This window comes from uncultured Legionella sp. (genome assembly GCF_937871865.1).
Taxonomy (GTDB): domain Bacteria; phylum Pseudomonadota; class Gammaproteobacteria; order Legionellales; family Legionellaceae; genus Legionella.
Genome location: NZ_CALMPD010000255.1, coordinates 1 through 20,476 on the forward strand (window position 1 = coordinate 1; position 20,476 = coordinate 20,476).

A 20,476-nucleotide genomic window follows, 5' to 3' on the forward strand; every position below is an offset into this window, starting at 1 on the left:
CCTCAAATAATGCACCGAATTACCGTGGCTTGACCACGGTATCCAGGAATCCCGCCCAGAGCCCGATTCCTGCGATACCGCAAAAACAAGCCAAAGTAATTCAAAAAAGGGAATATTCCCCAACGTATTGAGTTCTTATCAATAACATAGGTAATCTGTTGAATATATTATGAATCGAAAAGCGATATTAGTAGTAATTGCCCTGGTATTCCTGGAATGGCTTGATTTCAGCCTGTATCTTTATCTGGCCAAATCAGTTTTTGCCCGAGATTTTTTCCCAGCTTCAGAATACAGTCTGATGCTTTCATTTGCCTTATTTGCAACGGCTTTTATGGCAAGGCCTCTGGGAGGCTGGCTATTTGGTCGTTCGGCAGATGATCATGGTCGAAGAACCCCTCTTATATTTTCAGCTGCGATGATGGGTATAGCGACCATAGGCATTGCTCTTTTGCCAGGATACGGACTAATAGGTATTGCAGCAACGTGGGGCTTGCTTGTTTTACGTATTGCCCAAGGATTAGCTCTAGGCGGAGAAATAAATAATTCCGCTATGTTTCTGGTAGAACACCAATCACATACCCCTTTATCAGCAGGAAGCCTGGTCGCAGCCAGTGGAGCTGCAGGTATGTTTGTAGGTGGAGCAACCGCAGCACTAGTTCAGGCAGCCCAGATAGATGGATTATGGCGCTGCATTTTTATATTAGTGGGACTCCTTTCTCTTTGGGTCTGTAGTTTGCGAAAAAAACTGAAAGAATCTCCCGAGTTTGTCTCCAACACCTCCCCTATAAGCCAAATAATACGCGAACAATGGCCAGGAATTATTAACATTGCCATTCTGGGAGCTTACGTCAGCGTCACAGTATATATATGTAACGCCTTTTGGGTATCTTATGCAACCGATCAAGGATTTTGGTCGCCCGTTGCCTGTGCCTGGGCTGGTTCTCTGGCACAATTGATGTCAGCGTTGCTCGCCTTACCTCTGGCTCGATTTATTCCTTCATCCAAAGTACTTTTGTTATTGCGCGGAAGCATGACTGCTGCTTTTTTTGGTGCTCCAATATTATTCATTTTTACTGCGTATGGAGCAACAGCCGGAGTGTTGCTTGGGCTTGGAATTTATGTCGTGACCAATGGACTTTTATGTTCCGCTCTGTACTATTTTCTGTATCTACAACTTCCCGCCACCTATCGCTGCCGTGGGGTATCAACCGTTTGGGCGCTTTCAGCGAGTTTGGGAGCAATCAGTTTGCCTATCGTAGAACAAGCTCATCTTCATCAGATGGCATGGCTAGCCCCAGCCTGGGTTAGCCTGATAGCTCTAATGAGTTATCTATTTTTATCTCGTGGTCGATTAGGCAGGGGCACAACCCACTGCCATTAAATTAAGAAAAGTACGTCATGCTCAGGATGACGGCCAAATCATTAATGGCAGTGGGGGCATAACCTCTAATAAAATGGATACTGTTGATTAACCGGAAACTTACTATGCTCAATATTGCAGTTATTGGTTGTGGCATTGCAGGCCCTGCTGCAGCCCTCTTTTTAAAACGCTTAAATGCTGAAATAACTGTTTTTGATAAGGTGAGCGATTTAAAACCGGTAGGTGCCGGTTTTTTATTACAACCAGCAGGTTTGGACGTGCTGAACAATTTAGGAATAGTGCAATCACTTATCTCTAAAGGAGCACCAATTACCGGATTATATGGCGTCAATCATCATAACAAAGTAGTACTGGATTTGCGTTATGCCAACTTGGTCACACATCATAAAGGGTTAGGCATGCATAGAGCCGCCTTGTATGAAGAACTATACAATAAAATGAAAGAGCTCAAGATAAAAATCATCAATCCTTGTGAGATTGTTGCTATTGAAAACAAAGAGGAACATGTTCATCTTCTCAATAATCAGGGGACTCGTTATGGCCCTTATGACTGCGTGGTGATAGCAGATGGCTCCAGATCTAAACTACGCCAAAGTATGCAATGCAAAATAAAAGTAGCCCCTTACCAATGGGGCGCACTATGGGCAATTTGTAAAGACAAAACAGGCTTATTTAATCATACCCTGGAACAAGTATATAAGCATACGGAAATTATGGCAGGTATTTTGCCCATGGGATACCAGGATAATACTCTGCTGGTGAGCTTGTTTTGGAGCCTGCATCAATCCAGGCTTGATGAATGGAAAAACACCCCGTTTTCTATATGGAAACAACAAGTGCTCAATGTCTGGCCCAAATTAACCCCGTTGTTTGAACAGCTCAATTCTCATGAGCAATTTGCTTATGCAACCTATTTAAACGTAAAAATGGCACCATGGCATGACAACAGAGTGGTTATTATTGGCGATGCAGCCCACGGAATGAGCCCTCAATTAGGTCAGGGAGCCAACCTCGGATTATTGGATGCTCAGGTTTTGTTTGATTGTATGCAACAATACCCAATAAAAAGAGCGCTTGAAACATACTCAGATAAACGACGAGCACAACTCAAATTTTATCAAACAGCGAGCCGTTTTGTGACCCCCTGGTTTCAATCATCAAGTCATACTATGGGATTATTAAGGGACATGTTACACGGACTATTCTGCAAAACGCCAATAATTAATCAACAAATGCTCCTTACTCTGGCCTGCATGAAAACAGGTTATTTTAAATCCACTCCATTGAATCAATTCCCCCCTTTATTTAACTCAAAAACAGAATAAATCATCAAGTATAGACTTATTTTCCTTGATGATAATCAGCGCTCGCGAGAGAGGGTAGGGAGAGGCCTAAAGTGTAACGTTTGAATGAAGACAGTTATTGTTTCCCTCTCCCGCGTTCATCATGGAACACTTCAAAGGTTCATATCGCGGGAGAGGGAGTAATCGTACTAAATTTTAATATCAGTTTCTTAAAATAGCACCATTATCACCTAAAGACCTAACCAGCGGATAAAACGATTAGTTGCTTTTAAATGAATCACAGGTTTAACTTCAGTTGATAAAGTATAACCCTTTATCAAATCTTTATTATTGTTGTTTGAACTATTGGAGTTTAAACGCACGTCATTAATTTTACCCATTTTTACAATTTTCATCTGGGTTTCATAATAACCACGAACCATAATGATAACTGGTATAACAAAATCAATTGAGCTTAAACTTTCTTTATCGTTTTGTGCGACTAATTTAGTAAATTCATTACTGCTCAGAGCAATATATTCCACATTATTAATTTGACGTCGCAACATCCGCCCTAAAGGAGCCTGAGTATGGAAAACACGTTCATAATTATCTGCAGACATCACGAGAATTGGTTCTTCTTCTTCCCGTTTGTCATTTCGATTACTGTCTACAAACAACACGGGATCTCGCATATCCACATCATTGGGTGGCAGATTGGGCTGAGCCATGTGCATGTTTGTTGTGTTTGATGCAACAACTGCATCGCAGGTTAAAAATTTTGATTTACCAAACCACTCATCACTTGGATAATAAATTACCATTAACGACTGGTCTTTTATAGTATTAATAATGGGCTGATATAAACCCAAGGGAAGTGCAGGACATCCCCAACTTCGTCCCGGCCTACCGTATCGCTTAATGAAATTCTCATCAACATACCAGCCACCATGCATCACAACGGCTCGACTAGCAACATTATCATTAAAACTTTTATCCAGCCCATCCAATCGCAATGAAAGCCCCTCTCGGCCGTAATAGGCTTTCTGCGTTTTATATACCCCAATGCTGCTGGCTTTGCTGTCATTTTTATTTGAAAAATAATTAGTTAGCAAAGTTCCTGATCTTATTCCATGCGATACATAAGTATGAAATAACAACTTCTTTTTAGCCAAATCAAACACCCACAATCTCTTCTCATTTGAAGGTAATGAATAATCAATAATGGTCAGAATATTATTCCGATCCACATCATGTGCTGCAGCGCATCTTAATGTGGTTATGACTTTATTGATAACCGGGGTATTTAAAGTGTCCGCTTCGTTATGAAGCATGTTCTGTATCTCATTCAACTCAGTATTGATGGATGGAATTTCACTTAAAACGTGATTGTTTAATTCCATTTTTTTTTGAAGTTCTGGGAAAGAAAGTAAAGCGAAATTAGATGATGATACTGCTAGTAGCAATAGCAGAATGTTAATCATAGTATTTCCTTGATTGTATTCTTAATTATTATTATTCCTGTACTATTTAATATAGATCATAAATTATCAGCATGCATAAATTTAAATTCGATATGATTTAATTTGGTCATCATATGACTGCATATTTGAAATTAAGACCCCAATACCTACAGTACAAAAATCATCCCCCAAGCAAAATCGACACGATTTTGTTCTTTTATGATACAATGCGCCCGATAAAATGAACCCATAATGAAAAAAGCAGTTTAATAAGAACTGCACCCTTTTGAAAATCAACGCCAATTCAACCCAGGAAGTTTAAAAATGAAAGAGATTATCCTAACGGTCGTATTCGAAGGCACCATCTTCAGTATTGAAGAAGCGAATACTCATCTGCACCACGTTCTTTATCACGATTGCGAAGGTATTCGAATCCGCACAGCAAATGATTTAGCACTTCTTCCTGCTGCCACTCATTTGAAGATGGGATTCAATGGATGTGGTGTTGATTTCGGAGTCTCGGGGCTGCTCTTCGGTTCAGGACTGGAAACACAATTTAGTCAGGTAGAAGAAGTTGTAAAGCAACTGATAAGAGATGGAAACAAGGTAAAACTGAACGCCATTGGTTTAAGTAGAGGTGGAGTGGCCTCCATCCTGCTGGCAAAACAATTAGGTGATATAGATCAATTCCATCTGGAAACCAATTTATTGCTTCTTGATCCGGTACCAGGAAACATGCTGATCACTTCATTATTGGATTATTTTCATTTTACTCTGGCTAATCAGGCAATGGATTTGTCTCATTCCAAAAATTTAAAATTCGTTGAGGCTTTATATCCTTACCTGGAAGTAGGAGATGATTCAGGAGATATGATTGATCAATTATTGGCAAAGCTTCATATACCGATACGACCGACTTATCCGGCCCATTGTGAAATAAGAGAAGAAGTGATTTTAGGGGCTCATTTAAATGCGTTTCAAGATCTGTCGACCATAGATCAACAAGCTCATGCACTTCATGGTGTTGATTTTATCCCTATAGTCAGACAATTAAGTAAAGAAATTATTAATGACTTCCTAAAAAAAGTGAATGCATTATCAAAAACAGAAATAGAAGATTATACACCTATTATCTTTTCTCGTTTTATCGAAGAACAAGAGAAGTGGATTGAATGGCTTCAACGGATTATTACAGACATAATTCCTAAAAATCGCCCTCTTCATTCGTTGGATGATTCAAGATTATCTGCTTCGAATAACGGTTTGTTCCTCAATAAAACCCATCGTGAATTATTAGCACGTACGGATGAAAATCCAGACCATCTTTGTTTAAAAATTATTCCTGAACGCCCTCGTGTACAGCATGCTTACATTCCCTTATCCCATGACAAATTAAGGATGTTTATTTTCGTAATACTAGACAATATGACCGAGATAAGCCGACAGAATAAGAAAGGACAACTACTGCAAAAACTTCATGCAACTCTAAGAGAAGACAAAGAATTTACCCAAGAAGAATTCAGCTTTATATTAAGAGATATCCTTGCAGTAGCCCTGCAAAGAGGCCAAAATGACTACAGCTGGTTTAAACGCACCACAACGATAGAAGATGCCATTATAATCGCATTGAATGGTGATAATTTTCCGGCAATAAAACAGTGTATTAATCCGGACTCTTCTGCAATTATCTATTCAGACCTAAACAAGTACGTCCTGGGTAGAAACGATTTAAATGCGTTTGATGCGGTTCAACAAGACATCAATCTTGATGAGCTAGAACACAATGAACCCGGTCAGGATCGCTATCGTTTCTTAATTAGATAAGGGATATTAACGCGTACTCATTAGTGAACCATCTCAATAATCCGTGGAGAGTCGTTTTATCGGACTTATTGAGATGGTACCTGGTATTAAACCAACTGTTTATTTTCTTTAATTTTAAGATAAGAAATTAAAGCAACGAACAGCATGGTAAAGACACTGATTAAAGCCATAGAACCATAAGTTTCCAAATGGTCTGTGGCACCAATAAATTGTACAATCTGGGTAAGCCCCAAAATACCATACACTGCAACGGCCTCCATCCAAAACCACTTATAGTGAAGAACCTCAGTATTTATGGCTTCACCGTCATAAAATGTTGAACTATATAAAGCAAATAATTGATAAATGATGTAAACAACAAAAAACCAGCCGAAATAATTTTGTAACGGCACCCCAAAATAAAGCCCGCGATCACGCCACACCCAGAGAGAGCCAATAGTTGAACACAAAGGATCCATACAAAGATCCCACATAACCATAAGAAAAGCCGCGATAACCGGAACAACAAACAGGGTACTTCCCCGTAAGCGAGTGCTGTATTGATTTAAAAGCACATTAGCCAGTATCCAGGAAACATAACCGGCACTGAAATAAGCAAGCATAATGATAAACGGTACCTGAAATAATCGAGGACCAATTAATTTATCATAATAATAATATCCAAAAGGAAAGCCCACCTGGATACTAAGTGCTTCAAAAAAATTACTCACTATCCAAGTGACTAGAAAAAATACAATAAGATTTTTAGTACCGTAACGCACGAGACCATGGAACCATACAGCAGAAAAAATAGTGAGGATAGAAATAATGGGAGCAATTTCATTAATAAAAGGAGTTTTCCCAAAGGCACAAACAACCGTAATGACCAGATAAATCAGGATAATGAACCAACGAGCAGCATTAAAACCATTCTTAAATGTTGTGGAGTAAGTCATAACATGCTTCCTTAGCGTGAGACGTCCAATGTATGATGACAAAAAACAGCTTAACATAAAAATAAAAAGGACATTATTTGTATTTATCAAAATATCGCAGAACATCAGGTATTGATTTATACATTAAGCATGGACACCACGGTGATTCGTATTCTAGAAATAGTTAAAGTCGAGTTGACAAAACTGCGCTAACTGCGCAGCATGTCAACAACACTAAAGCAGTTAAAACCCACTCAAAACAATTTTTCCTCTAGCCAAACCGCTTTCTAAAAGAGCATGAGCTCTTCTCAAATTGGCGGCATTAATTGCCCCCATACACTCAGCTACTGTCGTTTTTATCTGCCCTTTATCCACCAATTGCGCCATTTCCTTAAGAATTTCGTGCTGTCTTATCATATCCGGAGTTTTAAACATGGAACGTGTGTACATCATTTCCCAATGAATAGAGATGCTCTTGAGTTTAAAAATCTTGAAATCCAGCTGTTGCGGATCATCAATCAAGGCAAATTTACCCTGTGGTTTTAAAACATCAACTAAGGCTTTCCCATGTTCATCGGTGTGTGTAAGGCTCATCACATAATCCACTTCAGAAATATTTAACTCGTGTAACTGAGCCTTGATGTCCTTACTGTGATCGATGACATGATGTGCTCCATTATTCATAATCCACTCGACTGATTCAGGCCGAGAGGCAGTGCCAATAATCGTTAAATGTGTAAGTTTTCTGGCAATCTGAACAAGAATAGACCCAACACCACCAGCAGCTCCTGTGATGAGTAATGTTCCTTTTTCTGTAGGAGAAATTGTTAAACGATCAAATAGAAGTTCCCAGGCAGTTAAGCTGGTTAAAGGCAAGGCTGCTGCTTCTTGAAAAGTCAAAGACTCAGGTTTCTTGGCTGCAATGCGCTCATCAACCAGATGATACTCGCTATTAGTGCCCGGCCTGGTTAAATCGCCTGCATACCATACTTCATCGCCCGGCTTGAATAAGGTAACATCAGGGCCTGTTTCGATGACTACACCCGCCGCATCCCAACCTAAAATTTTAGGTTCGCCCCCTTGAGGCTGAACATAACGTCTTATTTTAGTATCAACCGGATTCACTGCTATCGCTTGTACTGCAACCAGAATATCATGGCCAGAGACCTTGGGTTTTTCAAGAACCAAATCAATCAATGCTTCTTCATTATCAATGGGTAACGACTGATGATAACCTACCGCTTTCATGCAAATATTCCTTATAAAATGATAATCCCGCACAGAATAAAATAAGCGTTCCAATCAGAGATTGTGAACCTGACTCCAGTTCATTTTGGCCAAAATAGCAAAAATGTCAACAGATGCCAGAGCATACTTTTAACAACCAATAGCAACTCTCTTTCAACTCATCATCTATACTCTGAGAATCAGGATTTTAATAGAGAGTTGTTTATGAACGGTTGGAAACTATTACTGATACTCGCCAGCATTAGTGCTTCAGTCAACGCGATGCAGCAGGACATTTGCATTCAACCACAATTAATCAAACCTATTGAAGATTGGGATATCATTGCTTCTAACAAGGCGGTTATAAAAATATCTTCTTATTTTAAAGGTTCAGAATTAACTTACTCCCTCACTCATAACAACATTAATGCTGCAAATAAAGTCAGCATCAATGAAAAAACAGGGGAAATAAAAATTGTGGCAGAAAGTAGGGATAATTTTGATATCAAGGTAAATGCTACAAACTCTTGTGGTGAAGTCAATAGCACGTTTAATGTTCAAATAGATCAAGAGGATGATGATTAAAGATATATCTCAAGAGAAAAATCATATACCAGTCATTCCCTCTCCCCCCGCCCTCTCCCGCGAGCAACTTCAGCTCATTATTACTTTACGTTTGCGGGCGAGGGAGCTGTCTTGCCAAATGGTATCGCACTAAAAGCTCCCTCACCCGCGAATGAAAGTAATATCATCACTCAATTCCTATACGTTAGTGAATAAGCTCTATCAAATGGCATTGCACTAAAAGCTCCCTCACCCGCGAATGAAAGTAATATCATCACTCAATTCCCATACGTTAGTGAATAAGCTCTATCAAATGGCATTGCACTAAAAGCTCCCTCTTCCGCGAACATAAAGTAATAATGAGCTGAAGTTGCTCGCGGGAGAGGGCGGGGGGAGAGGGTATGGCATGGAATGAGTGAATATCAAAAAATCCGCCCATAAAACACACCCCTCTAAGACTGCTTTACCTTATTAATTAAAGCCAATATTTTTTTATCTTCCGCCGTCAGCATACTATCGGAATAAGCCGAATTTGGTTCATACCACCATTGCTTACTAAAATAATTGTGCAAATCAGGAGCATTGAATTGTCGTCCATACTGCGCCAATACAGTATTACGTAGTATACGTAACTCAGAAGAACTTAATCGCGACAAATCTTTTAACGGGTTTTCAGAATTAATTACCGGATAAATCATTTTATAACGTATGTAATTTTTAGGCGTGAATAAACAAAGCGACATATCTTCTGTCGGATGAAACTGCGCTAAATCCCATACGTATTTTCTATTTGAACCACTGCCCTCAACTCTCATTCCTTCTGGTGTCGTTTTAAGATAATCAGCAGCCCCATCAATCTCGGAACATAACCTGGTAGGTGTATTAGGAATCACTTCCAGCTGAGTATGTCCTATGGTTTTATCATGCCATAATGCGCCAGTCTTAAGGACATAAGCAACCCAATGATACCCCATCACATCAAAAGTAGCCCCAGTAAAATAATCATGATGGATGTTGACGGTAGCAAGTGCAGGAAAAGTAGTATCCCATAAATAAGCTTCATCGTAGTACAATCCTTTATCCCGATTAGGCGCTATTTTCTCTTTATGAGATGAGACTGTTTTACCATCAACCAAGACCTGAAAATCATAAACCAAAGCTTTACCGTGACTGGTCTTCTGCCCTTCGGGCAAAGCTACATTGGCTGATTCTTCATTATATACAGGGAAAGGAAAACCCATAGAGACGTTCAATTCATTATCTAGCGTGTTTTTAAATTTAAAATCACAACTGTAGTGCCATGAGCCATTCATTTCTGAATTATTTAAATTCTTACCTTTGATCAGAATAACCTCATTAACCATTTTAATATCAGGCTGTGAAACAGGTATGGGTAAAGACCCCTCTCCCCCAAAAGCAGTATCATTTGCAGCTATTTCTGTAGAAAAAGACAGAGTAATGAATACAGCCAACCATCCGGATTGTTTTAAAAATCTACGTTCATTTTGAAACATAAGCCCATCCTGAAAGCAAAAATAGTATGTATAGTATAGAGTATGCGAACTGTGTACAGACCACTCATTAATGAATCTGGATTAGTTATTAAGAGTAGATATACTAAAACCTGGCATCAGCTCTGCTGAGTTAAGACAATGCTCCTACCCCCGGCCTTCTTTCTGAATTCCATCAAATAAATACCCTGCCAAATGCCTAGCAACAAATGACCATTTTGATAAGGAATACTTAAAGAAGCACCGCATAAAATAGATTTAATATGAGCCGGCATGTCATCAGGCCCTTCATCTTTGTGTCTGTAATGTGCTCCCTCAGGAACCAAATTACAAAAAAACTGCTGCACATCCGCTAATACATCTATCGAAGCATTTTCATTAAGTGCCAACGCTGCCGAAGTATGCTGTATGAATAAATGAAGAATCCCAGATCCAGTTAATTCAACCTGATTTAAAATATCCTTAGTAATAAGATGCACCCCATAAGATCTAGGTGATAATTGAATTATCTTATGACTTATCATAGCAGTTCTTCCTCAATTTATTTCCCTATAACCTACACCAGCTTAAATAGGTACACTAGAATATTAATTATAGGCAGAGTCGCATTATCAGGGATAAGTTATGCAACAAAAGTTTTTTAGTACGTCAAAGATTAAAGACTATATTCAGCCGGCAAATGGAAGAGAATGCCATATTCAAGTGCCCTCATTCAAAGACATTCAAGAAATGAAACACATGCCAGCTGGAGCAAGTGAGGATCAGCAACAACGCATCACGCATATGGTTGAAACAGTGGAACGTTATCATTCATCAACACCACTCACCTCCACTGATATTATCGTATTGCCTGATTATTGGCAGACATTATTTGCAGCAATAAACAAAGGGACTCATAAAACTGCTTTAAAATTATTTGCTCAACTCCCGGCAGAAGATAATATCTTACAAGCGTTATTAGCGATCCACCCTCCGGCTTATTTAAAAGAATTAATCACCTATTCAATTCAAGCATTAAGAACAGGGATAAAAACACTAAACGCGGATATTGTAGTTACCCCGAAAACCTTCGAAGTATTAATTAAGGATCTCGCAACAACCCTTTATGCTCCACAAAAAATATGTTTTTCCTTCGGCCTGCCTACCCATCATGCGTACAGTAATGCTGCAAGCGGTTTTTGCCTTATCAACAAAACCGCAATATTGATAAGGTATTGGGAGTCACTAAATGAGCATGCATTAAACTACGTCATAGTAGGTACGGATGTAAACCGAGACAATGGTTTATGCCAGGTATTAAGGCAGACCTCCTCACATTTACCTGTTTGTCATGTTGATGTCTTTGATTCAAGAGTTTACCCGCAACAAGACTTCTCTGTGATTAGTGATGAATTTAACAATGATGGATTAGAAGTAAAAAACAAAATCAGAAAATGGCAGCAAGATAATCTACAGTACTATGCAGTGGATTTAAGTATGACAACCCGTAAAAAAGTTGGTCTACATCCCGCCCTGGATTTTGCGTTACATAAAATCAGGGAGCAGCTTGAACTAACGAAGTATAATAAACAAAAAATGGTACTGCTCCTTCCTACTGGATGGGATTCTCATGAAGATGAAACCGCCTATTGCGGTAAATTAATCAAGAATAGGATGATGTCGAAAACTGAAGCTCATAAAACACGATTTAACGACGGTGATTTAAGTTTCTTTTATGAATGCTTGTGCACTTTATATAATGAGAATAAAAAACATATTGCTGGCATTTACTGGGGGTTAGAGGGGGATACGATAGAGCCATGTATGAACGGCAGGTTAAATTAATGCTGGAGATAATCACTAGCTCCCTTGTTCATGAACAAGAAAAGATAAATAGCAACAGAATGAATTATTAAGATAATATCCAACATCAAATTTAGAGTTTATCTATTGCTTTTCTGTCGCATGGCTAACCTCTCAAAAGATTACTTTGTTGTAAATCCAATAAGCAAATGATAACCTTTTCCTGATTTTTTTAATAACGAGTCAGGAGTATAGAACATGATGTTGAAATCCAAATTAGCTGCTGTTGCCGGCGCTTTAATTCTTGCAGGATCTGCCTTTGCGGGCCAAGAAAGCGTTTGCCCTAATATCAATGATATTAAAGCAGAAGGTATTGCTATGGCTGAAGAAATTGGACCCAACCTTTATCTTAGTTACAATATCAGCAATTACAATACTGAATCTACCTGGGGCTTTATCATAGCACCTTTAGAAGGAGACTCTGCTGACGTTGCTATTGAAGAGGCTAATGAAGTTTTAAGTACTATAAGCGCACCAGGAGTGCCCGAGCAACACGGTGACGTTATACTCTGTGACTATGATACAGGCCGTCAGGATCTATTTGCTGCAGCCATCAACGACAACTTGCAAATCACCCCAATGAGACTCAAGTACTTCTTCAAAAGAGCCCGTTAATTTTAAAATTCCCCGCGTGCGATAATGTCTTTGCGAGGAAATCCTGCGAATTAAATCAATTCGCAGGCAAAAAATCCTAATCCTGACTTTTTCCTGATTCCATATGGATTTTACGAAAGAAACGATGAATTACCGGAGAAAGCATGATGACAAAGATCGCAATAAAAGCAAGTCCGCTGAATAGCGCATAAAATCCTGCAAATAACTTTCCTGATACCGTAGTCATAGTGGTTGCAGGCCCCATGCCCGATAAAATCATTGAAGCATTTAAAAATGAATCAATCCAGCTCATTTGTTCTGTAACATGGTAACCAAGCATCCCGGAAAACAAGGCAAATGCAATTAGAAAAATGCCGACGAGCAAATTACGAACAATATGCGCATACATATTTTTTGGTGGTTCAAACCTTTTTTTTCGTTTTACTGACATTTTAATCCTTGGCAAATTAGGTAGTAGCCGCCTGATGCTCTAATGCTTCTTCGATAGTAGGCCATTGAAATTTAAAACCTTCTTCAAGTAAACGCTCAGGTATGACTTTTTGTCCATGATTAATCAAACAATCGCCCATTTCTCCGAATAGAACATGGATAACAAAAGCAGGTGTCAATAATAATAAAGGACGATGCAACGACTTAGCATAAGCCCTGGCAAACTCTTTTTGCATGCAAGGATTCGGAGAGGTGACATTCACCGGTCCGGTGATGTCCGGGCGTTGTAACAAAAACTGATAAGCACCGACCACATCATCAACGTCTATCCAGGATAGGTATTGTTGGCCATTGCCGATGACACTGCCTAATCCACTGATAAAACTGGGATATAGTTTACCTAAAAATCCCTTTCCTTTTTTTAAAACCACTCCAAATCGAGTCGAAGTCACTGCAAGGCCTGCATCTTCAGCTTTTTTCAAGGCACGTTGCCATAGAATGCCTGTTTCACTTAGAAAATCCTTGGGATGATCAAAATCAATCACAGTTTTTTCTGTTAATGCCTCAGAATCATTATTTTCCTGTAAGCCATAGATGCCAACCGCATTGGCGCAATAAAAATGAGGTCGAGCTTTTTGACTTAATATCCATTCAATCAATGATTCAGTAGTGTCTACCCTTGATGATATTATTTCTTTTTTGACGGAAGGTGTCCAACGAGATGCTGAAATATTATAACCACATAAATTGATTACAGCATCGAATTCACGAGCATCTAATTTATGCAGTTCATCCCAGGAAACAGAAACAAATTGACCTGTAAAAACCTGGCGCAATGAATCTTTATGTCGCCCAAGAACAGTAAAATGATGTTCTGGAGAAAGTCGGTGAATTAATTCTTGCCCAATTAATCCCGAAGCTCCTGCAATTAGAATATTCACGATGCATCAAACCCCTTCAATAAAGTTCTGATTAACGTCTATAATCGCAGATTTTCATTGAATAACAAACAGTTAAATTAATTTTAAACAACATATTAATAAATCTGCTCCACTCATTGTGCTGAATTGCCGTGGCCTGACCATGCCCTACCTTATTCCCATCGCGCATAAGGTCTGTGGAGCATTAATATCGACTGAAGAGCTAAATTCCATTGCCCTTCTTCCTGCTCGCAACCGTTTGTCCATAAATAGTTCCGTCTCAAGCGGTTTAAAAAATAAATGAGTATTATAAATTAGTTCACGTATCTCTTCTTTATTCTGGGTAGCACGAACAACTCCATGTACTCTCTTGTCTCTGGAAGTAACAAACTCCTCTTTAAACTTATCTTTTATCACTCTGGATAAATCCGGATTACTTAAAATGCATTGCAGGCCTTTACTTACCTCTTTTCGATAATCTGATTCAAAAGCAACCAATTTTTTATTCAAATCACGAGCTCTGTCAACCAGCTGCGCGGTATCTGATTTAAAAAATGAAAAAAATTGCGCAAAAAAATTGGATAGTTTAACCATCCAGCCATCATGGTTTTCAATGAACATTCGTAAAACAGTATACGTTTCTTTAAATTGTGAAAGAAAATACCCCTTTTGCTTTAAATTAAATGAAATTCGCCTGTATTCACTTAAAGCCTGAGCAATTAAGTGATTGGTCTGAAGTAACTGAATGAGCTGTTTTTCAGGTTCGTTATCAATTCGCTTTTTTAACTCCATATTCTTCTTGGCTAGTTGCTGCGTACTTTCATTAATTTCATTACGTGCATCAACTAATTCACGTTCTAATCCGCTTAAACACTCACGAAGCAAGACCTTAAGCACTGCCTTGCATTGGGAGTCCAATGTGGGCGGTATGTTTTTTTCTATAGAATATTGAACGGATTGGGGCAATGTCGCCCTGTAAGTAATGGTCATTAAACTCGTTGCCCAGCTCATGCCATACAATAGGCCAGAAGAAATACTCTGTATTATTCCAGGGTTTTTAAGCTGATTGATGTTCAAAATCAGCTGATCCTTTTGTAGACCATGAGACAAATCCATCAAGAGATTAAACGATTCTCTGGAATTACCAATTAAATCTAAAAAATAGCTCCTGTCCAAAATCTTAAATTCATTATCTGTAATCGTTTTTAGAAAGGCTTGCAATTTTTGGCTATTTTGGATAGTAACCTGAAGCTTTGTTCTTGCCGCAATTAAAGAAGCTAACCCATCAGAAATATCCTCCTGACTAGCCCGTAGTTTTATAAAGAGTCGCTCCTCTGTTTCTTTCTGGCTGAAAAGTTCTGTAATACGCTCATTAAAGTAATCCTGTGTTGTGATCTCATGAGGCGTTTGGGACTCTTTTAATTTTTTTTCTGCCAGAGCCACATCCAGGAGATGATTTTTTTCTTCTGCTAACGTTAAAAGTTGCCTCGTATTGCCTTTGATTTTGTCAAGATCAACAAAAGCACTAATAGCCAGCCGCTTCCACTCACTTAACCCATCAATACCAACATAGATAAGGGTAAGAATAAAATAAAGAGCGAAACATAAAACCTTAGTTTGTTCAAGTTCAGTAATATCCTCAACTTTTCTGGTCAAAAATTGTCTCGAAATTTCTATCATACGGCTGGAATTATGAACTGGATTTTTACGAGGATTATCAAATACCTCTGTAAGGATATTTCTTAATTCGCAGAGTAATTCAAGTTCCTCAGTTGCACTCTGAGGAAATAAATCGATAGAGTCCTCAACAATAAATTTGCAATACATGATTGCACCAAATGCTCTTCCTCCATATACATTCAGTTTATTAAAATGCTCTGAGGAAGAATTAGCAAAATCACTTTTGATCTGAGTAAGATGAGTAATACTGAAAAAATAATCGTCTATAAGAACGTAGGTATCAAAAATAGCTTGCTCACTTCTTGATTTTGCCCCTCTCCATTGTTCAAAGCGTTCCCTTTTAGTCAACATACGCATCCTAAAGTTATGGTGATCGTTATTCCTGCTGTCCTCAAACAACGCTGGATACATGGAAAACGCTCTATACCTAAATGATATAAATTAAATAGTCTGTGAATATTATGCACCATATTCGAGTTTAATGCGTTTAATTACTCAAATATATGATGCAGGCGTATTTATTCATCTCACTTCTTTAGAAAATTGCAACACACTAGGAAGGAATTGAAGGGCAAAATTAAAAGCCTTAGCCTCGCGGCTAAGGGCGCAAAATAAGAGGAAGAAACAATGGCATTTACTTCAAGTGAGTAACGTATTCGTATTCTCTGGTTTGTAGATTATTGCCACTACATACCGGACTTGCCCATTTATCAGCGCAAGGCTTGTCTCGTGCAAAAGACCACATCGACAATCCACCCAACTTATAGTTCTGAGCAAATACCCTTAATTGATCAGCATTAGCTAATGTAAATTGCTCCGTATTCACATCATTTACACCAATCATTGGCGTTACTTCAATTTGTTGCCATAAGTCTTCTGCGGTTTTATCAGCGTAAATTTCCTTTAGGAACTGATGGGTTTTTGTAGCAGCCTGAATGGCATATTCCGCCATATCACCACTGTATGCAGGCCCATAATCCATGGCCATGATATTTACATTAAATTGAATACCAGCCTGTTTCGCGGCCACAATAACCTCTTTTCCTTCACCAGTTAAACCTTCAGGCATTACAGGAAGAGTAAAACTTAATTTGATTTCAGGATGCTGTTGATGAAAGAGATTCAAGGCTCTGATTAGTTCAGGAACGTTTGCCGTTCCATTCTCTATATCAAAATCCAGTGCGCTCGCGTGATAAGTATTTAGTACTTGATTAAATATCCCTAGCAATTGGTTTTGATCACAGTTCTGCGATAAGTCACTGCCACTAGCACCACCAAATGATACGGTAAGTTGTACGCCTGCACGGGTTAATGAGTCTGTTTCTTGTTTACCCCATTGTTTATCAAGACCATAAGCCTGCTGGCCTCCCCAGGCAGGTTGACAGATGCCACTGTCGGTTAAAAACGCCAGGTGAAACGATTGTATTCCCAGATCTGAGGCTGGTTTGGTTAAGTTCATAGGCACCATATCTTGGGCTTGAGAATCCCAATGTGTATTTAAAGTCAGATCGACGTAAGGACTAAATACGGAGACATTGGGTATTATGGCGGCAACCACATTACCTGACATCAACAACCCATTTATCAATGATAACAGCCTGGAATAACGCATAAAATAACCTTGCAATTTGAATTTGATGGTTATTTTTACACCACAAGAGAAATAAATCAACCGGTTTGTGTGTTTATTGATACAAAAGATACCAGGTAAGACAACTAAATTATTATGAAAATCCACAAATATGCAGGCTCTGAGAACAACTCGAATTTTCCAGAAAAAAGCTCAATGCAAGCTGCCCGATACAATACATGTACTTTGTCGGAAATTCTTTTTCATAAAATAAATCGACATAAGTTTTTTCTTTTAAAGAGGCAATAACATCCCTTTTTATCTACAAAAGAAGGTTAGTTCGTATTTGCATCGTTTCAGTAAATTTATTTCGCCCTCTAAAAAATAATTCATACCATTATCTCCCTATGTAGGCAATATTTACCCATAAAGCTTAATGGACGACTAATAATTGAACGATAAAATCTTTTTACAAATACAACCTATATAAAGGGAAATTTTTTCAATGCCTAAAACTTTAAATATATTACCCCAAAAAATGGAAACAAAAGATATTTTTTCAGCCTTGGCTCAGACACCAAACAGATTAAATTTCAGTCGAGTTTTTCGCGATCCGATAATTGAGAATGATTATGATTTCGATTACAAAAACGATTACATCGACTCAGTCAACACCCGCTTTATTGTAAACACTCCTCTTCTTGATGACTTCCGTAACGCGCTACAGCTGCAAAACCCTTTTGTAGACTTAAGTGACAATAAATTTGGGAAAAAATATGCGATGATGTATGACATTGTAGACTCTTTTGACTGAAAGCATACATGTACTCATTATTTGAACCTTAGTCACAATCACTTATATAAATTTGTAAATGATGAAACCGACTGCTTTGATCAAATACTTCAAGGCGACTTTTGCGCTCTTAGCTACCTAGATCTAAGTAATAATGGCTTTGGAACTCCAGTAAACAATAGTAATAGGGCTAGTTTTCAATATAATTTTCAAGTGTTTACTCCTCATCGAACCACCTATTTATCTCTAGCGAATAATAAATTAATTTATGTAGACCCAAAGACTTTGGCTGCAGGTTTTGATTGTTTACCCCCCAATTTAACCTATCTTGATTTAAGTAATAATTATATTCAGTATGATCTGCCCGATACACCGATATATAATCCATACCAGGTAAAAAGTGCTTTCTCTCATTTGCCGGCATCACTTACTCATCTCGACTTTAAAGGCAATTTTCATCCTAAAACAACAGACGAGCAATTAATTCCCTTCCTGAAAGAACTTCCTGAAACGCTGGAATCAATTACCATCTCCCCTGGAGGTACTATTGATTTAGCCGCATGGCATACTTTAGAGCACTTATTATGTTTGGTCGAATCCGAGATACTGAACAAGGAGAAAATTGATAAATTTAGCTTTAATAAGAAAGAGTTACAAATTTCTGTGCAGCTCAATGAATATCGCTTAAATCAATTTATCGCACTCTTGGAAAAAATGAACACGCCATTATCCCTATTACTTTGTGGCTTTCTTTTGGAAGGACGTATTCCAAATCATGTAGAAGAAAAAGAGGATTTATCGACTTACATGGAAAAACGACTCCATGATGCGATCAGTTTTTATGAAAAAATATTAATACATCCCTCTAAAGAGGAACAAGTTACTAAATGCATCAAACCTTTAGCTGAATTTTTATTGTGGGAAATTAAAACGGTATCAGACACGCCTTCAGTGATAAATCGCTTGAAAGCATACTGTATCTCGCCCGATGCAATTCTGGGTATCATTTATTCTTCAAATATTCTTGCGGATACTCATAAAAATCAAGCGCCAGCTCAGGTTACATTAACTAATGAAGCTCGCTTTTTTTCGAGTAACAAACGTTCTAATGCTTACAAAGAGGAACACGTGCCTAAAGCAAAGAGGATGAAGCGAGATACTGTGGAACAAATGGATGAAGAAATACCGTCAACTAAAAAATTATGTTCCTTTTTCCCTTTACCACAGGATGATGAACATATGGCAATGCAGTTAGAAGACCAGGATAATCCTGATGTACAGTACTTTCTTTAGCGCGTTAAAGTTTCGTGCCCCCATTTTATTTCTCGTATAAGTGCATCTTTACGAGCATTAGCGAAGCAATCCAAAAAGCTCATAATGCTATCATTGTGATTATATAGTGAATGACAGGAATTTAAAGAAGAGTTGCCCCCAATACCAGGGCAACTTAAGATCCGTATATTATTTATAAAATGTTTGCTGTTTGAGGATCATTATTAGTTGGATAATATACGAAATTTTTTATGATATGGCTCATTTTGATAGATGTCTCTTGGGCATCATCACGAGTTTTTAAACCAAGCTTATCAATGCCTAGTATATGCATATAAATTATGGGGATTAAATAATTTATTCAGCAGTAGGCCTTACATTACCCAATTTAGTATATTCTTCAACAGTCTGATTTACAAAGGTATTTCCATAGCCAATCCAGGCACCTTTTTTAATAGTAGTGCCAGGGCCAATATTGGTCGCCATACCAATAAACACATTATCTTCAATGATTACTGGGGCAAGCAGCACGAGACTGCCGACATCGGAATGACAGGAAATCGTCATCTCGCTGCCCAGAGTTACATTTTTTCCTATGCTAATAAGAGGGTAATCAACAAAATCGATATCAAATGAACTCATGATTTGAAAAGAAACCTTGGCTCCAAGTGCGCGCCAATAAAGAAATTTCAATACATTAAATGACTGCAATAAAGAAATCAGACCTATGATTTTGGCAGCACGAGCAAGAGCAAAATGACAGAACCAGGCAACCATCATTTTATTTAATTCGCGCTTATAGCGCCCAGGCTTTAATCGAGGCAAACAAATTCGTATCAAGAAGATAATAGCAATAAAGGTAAAGAACAAAACAAAAGGTGCCAACGGTAAAACCACCCAGCTTGTTGCATAGCCATGGTAAATAAATAATCCAGTAATACTTAATGCAAAAACACTGGGCATCAAACTAAAAATAATGGAAATAAAATCAATAAACAGGAGATTACCAACGGTCATTTCTGCTTTTTTTCTTTTGGTATTTTTTTCTTTAGCTTTAGTACTCACGTTCTCTGTCATGTTGGAGCTATCCTTAAAAACAAAAGACAAATAATGTTGTTATAAATGGTATCAAATTTATAGATATCTAACAAAGCAACCCGTAATGACCCCAAGATTTTCGCCATCATG

18 protein-coding genes are annotated in these 20,476 nt (G+C 38.2%); 8 read left to right on the forward strand and 10 right to left on the reverse strand.

Going from position 1 to position 20,476, the window contains the following annotated elements; translation table 11 throughout:
• The first annotated feature begins 169 nt into the window (after positions 1 to 169).
• Complete coding sequence (locus tag Q0495_RS13560) at positions 170 to 1,381, forward strand: MFS transporter (RefSeq protein WP_298627234.1); 1,212 nt, start codon at positions 170 to 172, stop codon at positions 1,379 to 1,381.
• 104 nt (positions 1,382 to 1,485) lie between these two features.
• A complete protein-coding gene (locus Q0495_RS13565) occupies positions 1,486 to 2,706 on the forward strand; it encodes an NAD(P)/FAD-dependent oxidoreductase (RefSeq protein WP_298627235.1) in 1,221 nt (406 codons plus the stop codon).
• A gap of 209 nt (positions 2,707 to 2,915) precedes the next feature.
• Here the strand turns inward: Q0495_RS13565 and Q0495_RS13570 are convergent, their stop codons facing one another.
• Positions 2,916 to 4,148, reverse strand: a complete 1,233-nt coding sequence (locus tag Q0495_RS13570) for a murein L,D-transpeptidase catalytic domain family protein (protein ID WP_298627237.1) — start codon at positions 4,146 to 4,148, stop codon at positions 2,916 to 2,918.
• A gap of 303 nt (positions 4,149 to 4,451) precedes the next feature.
• Between Q0495_RS13570 and Q0495_RS13575 the strand changes: the two genes are divergently transcribed.
• A complete protein-coding gene (locus tag Q0495_RS13575) occupies positions 4,452 to 5,951 on the forward strand; it encodes a hypothetical protein (RefSeq protein WP_298627238.1) in 1,500 nt (499 codons plus the stop codon).
• Between the two features lie 86 nt (positions 5,952 to 6,037).
• Here the strand turns inward: Q0495_RS13575 and Q0495_RS13580 are convergent, their stop codons facing one another.
• Positions 6,038 to 6,886 carry a carotenoid biosynthesis protein gene (locus tag Q0495_RS13580; protein WP_298627239.1) on the reverse strand — a complete coding sequence of 283 codons (849 nt, stop codon included), beginning with the start codon at positions 6,884 to 6,886 and terminating at the stop codon, positions 6,038 to 6,040.
• 222 nt (positions 6,887 to 7,108) lie between these two features.
• Entirely contained in the window at positions 7,109 to 8,113 is a 1,005-nt protein-coding gene (locus tag Q0495_RS13585) for a zinc-binding alcohol dehydrogenase family protein (RefSeq protein ID WP_298627240.1), read from the reverse strand.
• Between the two features lie 204 nt (positions 8,114 to 8,317).
• On the opposite strand from Q0495_RS13585, the gene Q0495_RS13590 reads away from it, so the two are divergent.
• On the forward strand, positions 8,318 to 8,677 hold the full coding sequence (locus tag Q0495_RS13590) for a cadherin repeat domain-containing protein (RefSeq protein ID WP_298627242.1): 360 nt from the start codon (positions 8,318 to 8,320) through the stop codon (positions 8,675 to 8,677).
• Positions 8,678 to 9,108: 431 nt separating this feature from the next.
• On the opposite strand, the gene Q0495_RS13595 is transcribed toward Q0495_RS13590, so the two are convergent.
• Positions 9,109 to 10,170, reverse strand: coding sequence for a YARHG domain-containing protein (locus tag Q0495_RS13595; RefSeq protein WP_298627245.1), 1,062 nt, complete (start codon positions 10,168 to 10,170; stop codon positions 9,109 to 9,111).
• Positions 10,171 to 10,286: 116 nt separating this feature from the next.
• On the reverse strand, positions 10,287 to 10,691 hold the full coding sequence (locus tag Q0495_RS13600) for a secondary thiamine-phosphate synthase enzyme YjbQ (protein ID WP_298627247.1): 405 nt from the start codon (positions 10,689 to 10,691) through the stop codon (positions 10,287 to 10,289).
• 100 nt (positions 10,692 to 10,791) lie between these two features.
• Between Q0495_RS13600 and Q0495_RS13605 the strand changes: the two genes are divergently transcribed.
• Both Q0495_RS13605 and Q0495_RS13610 read left to right on the forward strand, forming a co-directional pair.
• Positions 10,792 to 11,991 (forward strand): acetylpolyamine aminohydrolase, encoded by a 1,200-nt coding sequence (locus Q0495_RS13605; protein ID WP_298627249.1) that lies wholly within the window; start codon positions 10,792 to 10,794, stop codon positions 11,989 to 11,991.
• Between the two features lie 216 nt (positions 11,992 to 12,207).
• On the forward strand, positions 12,208 to 12,624 hold the full coding sequence (locus tag Q0495_RS13610) for a DUF4949 domain-containing protein (protein WP_298627251.1): 417 nt from the start codon (positions 12,208 to 12,210) through the stop codon (positions 12,622 to 12,624).
• A gap of 76 nt (positions 12,625 to 12,700) precedes the next feature.
• Here the strand turns inward: Q0495_RS13610 and Q0495_RS13615 are convergent, their stop codons facing one another.
• The 4 genes from Q0495_RS13615 to Q0495_RS13630 all read right to left on the reverse strand — a co-directional run bounded on the left by Q0495_RS13615 (position 12,701) and on the right by Q0495_RS13630 (position 17,265).
• Entirely contained in the window at positions 12,701 to 13,054 is a 354-nt protein-coding gene (locus Q0495_RS13615) for a hypothetical protein (RefSeq protein WP_298627252.1), read from the reverse strand.
• Positions 13,055 to 13,070: 16 nt separating this feature from the next.
• On the reverse strand, positions 13,071 to 13,994 hold the full coding sequence (locus tag Q0495_RS13620; RefSeq protein ID WP_298627254.1) for a TIGR01777 family oxidoreductase: 924 nt from the start codon (positions 13,992 to 13,994) through the stop codon (positions 13,071 to 13,073).
• A 147-nt stretch (positions 13,995 to 14,141) separates the two neighbouring features.
• On the reverse strand, positions 14,142 to 16,004 hold the full coding sequence (locus Q0495_RS13625; protein WP_298627256.1) for a hypothetical protein: 1,863 nt from the start codon (positions 16,002 to 16,004) through the stop codon (positions 14,142 to 14,144).
• A gap of 283 nt (positions 16,005 to 16,287) precedes the next feature.
• Entirely contained in the window at positions 16,288 to 17,265 is a 978-nt protein-coding gene (locus Q0495_RS13630) for a chitinase (RefSeq protein ID WP_298627258.1), read from the reverse strand.
• 463 nt (positions 17,266 to 17,728) lie between these two features.
• Here Q0495_RS13630 and Q0495_RS13635 point away from each other — a divergent pair, with 463 nt between their 5' ends.
• Both Q0495_RS13635 and Q0495_RS13640 read left to right on the forward strand, forming a co-directional pair.
• A complete protein-coding gene (locus Q0495_RS13635) occupies positions 17,729 to 18,037 on the forward strand; it encodes a hypothetical protein (RefSeq protein ID WP_298627260.1) in 309 nt (102 codons plus the stop codon).
• 192 nt (positions 18,038 to 18,229) lie between these two features.
• Positions 18,230 to 19,309: a leucine-rich repeat domain-containing protein gene (locus Q0495_RS13640; RefSeq protein WP_298627262.1), complete on the forward strand. Its 1,080-nt coding sequence runs from the start codon at positions 18,230 to 18,232 to the stop codon at positions 19,307 to 19,309.
• A gap of 336 nt (positions 19,310 to 19,645) precedes the next feature.
• Here the strand turns inward: Q0495_RS13640 and Q0495_RS13645 are convergent, their stop codons facing one another.
• Positions 19,646 to 20,365 (reverse strand): hypothetical protein, encoded by a 720-nt coding sequence (locus Q0495_RS13645; protein WP_298627264.1) that lies wholly within the window; start codon positions 20,363 to 20,365, stop codon positions 19,646 to 19,648.
• Between the last annotated feature and the right edge of the window lie 111 nt (positions 20,366 to 20,476).

Coding starts and splice junctions, on each gene's coding strand:
- Q0495_RS13570 (WP_298627237.1), bottom strand. CDS start 4,148: ATGATTAACATTCTGCTATTGCTACTAGCAGTATCATCATCTAATTTC.
- Q0495_RS13600 (WP_298627247.1), bottom strand. CDS start 10,691: ATGATAAGTCATAAGATAATTCAATTATCACCTAGATCTTATGGGGTG.
- Q0495_RS13635 (WP_298627260.1), top strand. CDS start 17,729: ATGCCTAAAACTTTAAATATATTACCCCAAAAAATGGAAACAAAAGAT.
- Q0495_RS13615 (WP_298627252.1), bottom strand. CDS start 13,054: ATGTCAGTAAAACGAAAAAAAAGGTTTGAACCACCAAAAAATATGTAT.
- Q0495_RS13595 (WP_298627245.1), bottom strand. CDS start 10,170: ATGTTTCAAAATGAACGTAGATTTTTAAAACAATCCGGATGGTTGGCT.
- Q0495_RS13630 (WP_298627258.1), bottom strand. CDS start 17,265: ATGCGTTATTCCAGGCTGTTATCATTGATAAATGGGTTGTTGATGTCA.
- Q0495_RS13605 (WP_298627249.1), top strand. CDS start 10,792: ATGCAACAAAAGTTTTTTAGTACGTCAAAGATTAAAGACTATATTCAG.
- Q0495_RS13560 (WP_298627234.1), top strand. CDS start 170: ATGAATCGAAAAGCGATATTAGTAGTAATTGCCCTGGTATTCCTGGAA.
- Q0495_RS13625 (WP_298627256.1), bottom strand. CDS start 16,004: ATGTTGACTAAAAGGGAACGCTTTGAACAATGGAGAGGGGCAAAATCA.
- Q0495_RS13645 (WP_298627264.1), bottom strand. CDS start 20,365: ATGACAGAGAACGTGAGTACTAAAGCTAAAGAAAAAAATACCAAAAGA.
- Q0495_RS13580 (WP_298627239.1), bottom strand. CDS start 6,886: ATGACTTACTCCACAACATTTAAGAATGGTTTTAATGCTGCTCGTTGG.
- Q0495_RS13585 (WP_298627240.1), bottom strand. CDS start 8,113: ATGAAAGCGGTAGGTTATCATCAGTCGTTACCCATTGATAATGAAGAA.
- Q0495_RS13565 (WP_298627235.1), top strand. CDS start 1,486: ATGCTCAATATTGCAGTTATTGGTTGTGGCATTGCAGGCCCTGCTGCA.
- Q0495_RS13610 (WP_298627251.1), top strand. CDS start 12,208: ATGATGTTGAAATCCAAATTAGCTGCTGTTGCCGGCGCTTTAATTCTT.
- Q0495_RS13575 (WP_298627238.1), top strand. CDS start 4,452: ATGAAAGAGATTATCCTAACGGTCGTATTCGAAGGCACCATCTTCAGT.
- Q0495_RS13590 (WP_298627242.1), top strand. CDS start 8,318: ATGAACGGTTGGAAACTATTACTGATACTCGCCAGCATTAGTGCTTCA.